The sequence below is a fragment of the Sphingomonas populi genome (genome assembly GCF_004208535.1).
In the GTDB taxonomy this organism is placed as follows: Bacteria; Pseudomonadota; Alphaproteobacteria; order Sphingomonadales; family Sphingomonadaceae; genus Sphingomonas; species Sphingomonas populi.
Map to the genome: position 1 here is coordinate 1 of NZ_SGIS01000103.1, position 3,850 is coordinate 3,850.

The 3,850-nt window shown below is 59.6% G+C and carries 6 protein-coding genes and 1 pseudogene; 3 read left to right on the plus strand and 4 right to left on the minus strand.

Annotated features, from left to right (window positions below):
* Positions 1 to 237 precede the first annotated feature (237 nt).
* The 3 genes from EWE75_RS23990 (at position 238) to EWE75_RS24000 (ending at position 1,741) form a co-directional block, all read left to right on the plus strand.
* The gene (locus EWE75_RS23990; protein ID WP_130160551.1) at positions 238 to 543 is read left to right on the plus strand and encodes a BrnT family toxin; all 306 of its coding nucleotides are present in this window, start codon (positions 238 to 240) and stop codon (positions 541 to 543) included.
* Positions 524 to 856, plus strand: coding sequence for a BrnA antitoxin family protein (locus tag EWE75_RS23995; RefSeq protein ID WP_130160552.1), 333 nt, complete (start codon positions 524 to 526; stop codon positions 854 to 856). The genes EWE75_RS23990 and EWE75_RS23995 overlap by 20 nt, the downstream gene beginning before the upstream one ends.
* Positions 857 to 1,105: 249 nt before the next feature.
* On the plus strand, positions 1,106 to 1,741 hold the full coding sequence (locus tag EWE75_RS24000) for a hypothetical protein (protein WP_130160553.1): 636 nt from the start codon (positions 1,106 to 1,108) through the stop codon (positions 1,739 to 1,741).
* Positions 1,742 to 1,781: 40 nt separating this feature from the next.
* On the opposite strand, the gene EWE75_RS25905 is transcribed toward EWE75_RS24000, so the two are convergent.
* The 4 genes and pseudogenes from EWE75_RS25905 to EWE75_RS24015 form a co-directional block, all read right to left on the minus strand.
* Positions 1,782 to 2,111 carry an abortive infection family protein gene (locus EWE75_RS25905; RefSeq protein WP_231708546.1) on the minus strand — a complete coding sequence of 110 codons (330 nt, stop codon included), beginning with the start codon at positions 2,109 to 2,111 and terminating at the stop codon, positions 1,782 to 1,784.
* On the minus strand, positions 2,005 to 2,685 hold the full coding sequence (locus EWE75_RS24005) for a hypothetical protein (RefSeq protein ID WP_231708547.1): 681 nt from the start codon (positions 2,683 to 2,685) through the stop codon (positions 2,005 to 2,007). The genes EWE75_RS25905 and EWE75_RS24005 overlap by 107 nt, the downstream gene beginning before the upstream one ends.
* Entirely contained in the window at positions 2,682 to 3,341 is a 660-nt protein-coding gene (locus tag EWE75_RS24010) for a hypothetical protein (RefSeq protein WP_130160554.1), read from the minus strand. Before EWE75_RS24010 ends, EWE75_RS24005 begins: the two co-directional genes overlap by 4 nt.
* 404 nt (positions 3,342 to 3,745) lie before the next feature.
* Positions 3,746 to 3,850: pseudogene (locus EWE75_RS24015) on the minus strand (IS5/IS1182 family transposase); the annotation flags it as partial.

Genomic DNA, 3,850 nt, shown 5'->3' on the forward strand with positions numbered 1-3,850 from the left:
CTTTGATCCGGTCCCATTGATCATCCCGAAGCGCATCGCAATCCATCGCTGATCTCCAAAAATCAGCCTTGAATCCGATTTCAGAGCAATTGGGAATCCCTAACCCTTAAATCGTCACCACGCCCTAGGATCGCACGCGAGCTGAGGGTCGCCGACGATTCAGATAGCTGAACTGACGTGAGCCCCCCCGTCCAAGGAGGCCTTGTATAATGCCAGAAATGTAATTATGTTTTTGGCATGTCGATGCGCTTTACGTGGAACGCCGCGAAGGCCGAGAGCAATCTGAAGAAGCACAAAGTCAGCTTCGAGACCGCAGCGCGGGCGTTCGCTGATCCATTCGCCTTGAGCGAGCAGGATCGAATAGAAGGTGGCGAACAGCGCTGGCAAACCCTCGGCCTCGTGGAAGGGCATCTCCTTCTCCTCGTGGCCCACACCGTCGCCGAAGAGGGCGACAATGATGAATATGTTGAGGTCATCCACATCATCTCGGCCCGGCGAGCCGAACGGACGGAAAGGAAGCGGTATGAAGAAGAACGGCGATGACATCGTTCGCTTCGAACTTGATCCGGGCAATCTGCCCCCGTTAAGCGAGGCGCAGAAAGCCGAGCTGGCTGCATTGGAAGCGATTCCGGATAGCGAGATCGATTATAGCGACGCGCCGGCGTTGCCCGAGGAGTTCTGGCAGAACGCCCAGCGCGGCCGCTTTTATAAGCCGATCAAGCAGCAGGTGACTGCCCGTCTCGATGCCGACGTGCTTGCCTGGCTGAAGTCAGCCGGCAAGGGCTATCAGGCTCGAATGAATGCGATCCTACGCCGAGAGATGTTGGCGGCCGTGAAACAGCGGCGTCGCGCTTAAGATGCCTATCGAAACCGTTCGTCCTGATCGTGGCTGACCACGATAAGTGTATTTTCTCGGTCGAAGGGGCGATGGTGGATGGTCGCCCAATCCGACGAATTGGATGCATTGCGCAGCCCTGCTCGAGGTGCTTCGTTCGCGGTATGAGATCAGCGTGCGTATGCTCTCCGCCGATCAAATGGTCGCACCAGGACATGCCTAAAAGGGCAACGGTCTTGCTGGCCGGCGCTGCATGGGAGGGGGCCACCGATGGATCCGCAGATTAAGGACTGGCTCCCACCCGTGATCGGCCTAGCCGGTGGCCTCGTCGCGGGCTTGATTGCCGCAATGTCGGCCGTGATCGGCAAGGAAAACAAGATCAGCGAGTTTCGCCAAGCCTGGATCGACGCGCAACGTATCGACCTCGCTACTTTGACGGCCGAGGCCGTCGCCTACGCCGGCGAAATTGAATCCTCAAAGAAGGTTGAACGTCTTGCCGCGTTCGACGCCGCGCATGCCCGCATTGAGCTCCGCGAAAACCCCGAAGAGGAGGAATGGACTGCCGTGCGCGCCGAGCTCGACGCCCTCCGCGAGGACATGTTGAAGCCGGTGCCCGAGACCGTCGCGTTGCGGGATCGACGAATGACGATCCTCGAAGCGGCACGGCTACCGCTCAAGGCCAACTGGACAATCGTCAAGACGGGGGAGCCCTGGTTTCGTCGTTTCAAGAACGCGATCATTGTCGCGATCGTTGCTGCCGTGACGATCGGTGTAACGGTCGCGTTGTGGCTAGGCCCAACGGGGCTCTCTATGCGTCCGGCAGCTTCGGTTGTCGCACCCGAGCCGGCCACGGCGCTCGGCGCCGACAAGACGGCGCTGCCCCGGAGCGTACCGCACCGCCCATAGGGGCTCGGCCGATAGCGCCGTAAGACGACAAGCGGGCCGCTCAGAGCGGCTCCGCATGTTGGGGAAGAGCCCGATGCTCTTTTCGCTCCCACGTTTCGATCAGGAAGAGCGCCAGCGAACTGGCGGCGTTCAGGGCCAGGCGCGCAATTCGGGGGTCGATCCGGCGGAAGCCCTTTTCGCGCCCGTGCGCGTCACCGCCGTGCGTCCGCAACGCACCAATCCCCTTGGCGACGGAGGTAAGGCCGCTCAACGTCTGACGAATGTCAGCCTCTATCTCCGCCGGCAGGTCGGATCGCCCTGGTGAGAGCCCGAGCGGGTCTTGAACCGCGCGGATGAGACCGTCGATATCCTTCTTCGCCGGTAGAGGCAGTTTGAGTTCGACCAAGATCGAGCGGCACACGGCTTCGATCTTCGATCAAGGAGCAGGCCGCGGTAACCGCATCCTCGGGGTCGGCATCCAGATTCGGGAGAGCCCGCGCGATTTCGATCTGGACGGTATCAAAATCCAGCGTCGTGACCTTGGCGATGAAGGGCTCGACGATAGAACCAGATCCCCGACGCTCAGTGAGAACTGCTTTGCCGCTGACCACCACCACGGCGAGACCGTCGGCCGCCAGCGCGGCGTTGATATGCTCGCGCACGGCCGTCGCTTTTTCGGGTTCGGCCAGATATTCACGCGGATCGCATACCTTCTCGATGATGCGCGTGATGTAGGTGTCGCCCTGACCGTCAAAATGGTGAGCGCTTTGCCTTAGAAAATCGGTCGTTGCCGGAACCCGAGAGCTGTTCCCAATGCGCATATCTAGCCCACAATCGAGAAAGAACTGCTCGATCTTCGGACCCGATCGGTAAATCCCGATGGAGGGCGCGTTGTCATTGCCGGCGCCACCGGTGATGGTATCGACGAGCGCTTTGATCACGAACGGAGAAAATTTCGGACTCATGGCTTCGCGGCCAGCAGTGTCAAAACGGTTTGCTTCCCGTCCATCCACGCGGCTGCGACCTGGCTGCGCCACGCGATCATGTCGTGGATCCGCTGATAGTCGTCGGCCAGATTGCGTGTAAAAATCGGCTCGTGATGGGCGATGCGATTGCGCAGATGTCGGATGGCGCGCAGATCTGCGTAAGCGGTTGCGCGACACTGCGCGATCTGGCCGTGCGGTGCGCCGGGGAAGCAAGCATGAAAGTGGGGGTTCCAAATGCGGCCGTCCTGGCCGGCGGTAAAAATGTGCTCCCAGAACGCGAACTTCAGTTCCGCTATGATCTTCCCGGTCGTCGGCAAAGCCGTCGCGCAAGCCTGGAGATCCCGTGCCGCATTGTATCGGAACTGGCCCTTCGGACGAGGCAGGCTGCGAATAAACCCATTATTCCACGGCCAATTGGCTCCGTGTACCCGTTCGATCGCCTCGGCTACTCCGTTGCGGATCGCCACTTCGCAGACCTGCAGCGGCACAATCATGGCCGATGACACGTCCAGGTTCCATTCGTAAAGGGCAAGCGCACGCTCATGATCGTTTCCCATGGCCTGGAGGTAGGTCGCGAAGCGAGCGGCTGAGATGACGAACGGTAGCTCTTGAATTTCGGCCTGGGAGAAGGGCAAGGGTAGTTCCTAGTGATCGCGATATTGACGGCGGCGGCAAGATCGCTATATCACCTCCATCGGCTTTGAGAACGCGGGCTAACGCCTCCCCTCATCGTCAAAGGATATATCAAAGGCCCGCCGAAAGGCGGGCCTTTTCTTTTGCCTAGGTTAGACCAGCGCGCGCCTTCGCAAAACTCTTTTCAAACAGGTGACCTCTAAACCGGTTCTTTCATCGACCGCGATCGGTCGAGTGCGGCTTTGCAAAGGATACGCATGCCCAGTGTTTTCATAGCCGAGTCGGTCAGCGCGGAAGACTTCTATGACGGCCGTGTCGATGGGCACGCCGCCAACGAGGTGATAAAAATCCGCGGTCTCAAGGCCGCGTACCGTGTAACCCTCACTAGGGCGTGGTGACGATTTAACTATCTCAGCCATATAGCGATGGCTGCGAGTTTGACGAAGCCCATGAAGTTGGCGAGCAGCTTGTCGTATCGGGTTGCCACCCGTCGGAACTGCTTGAGTTTGGC

Bases quoted from the DNA above. Each gene is read 5' to 3' on its own strand.
- EWE75_RS23995 (WP_130160552.1), top strand. From the start codon at position 524: ATGAAGAAGAACGGCGATGACATCGTTCGCTTCGAACTTGATCCGGGC.
- EWE75_RS23990 (WP_130160551.1), top strand. From the start codon at position 238: ATGTCGATGCGCTTTACGTGGAACGCCGCGAAGGCCGAGAGCAATCTG.
- EWE75_RS24000 (WP_130160553.1), top strand. From the start codon at position 1,106: ATGGATCCGCAGATTAAGGACTGGCTCCCACCCGTGATCGGCCTAGCC.
- EWE75_RS24005 (WP_231708547.1), bottom strand. From the start codon at position 2,685: ATGAGTCCGAAATTTTCTCCGTTCGTGATCAAAGCGCTCGTCGATACC.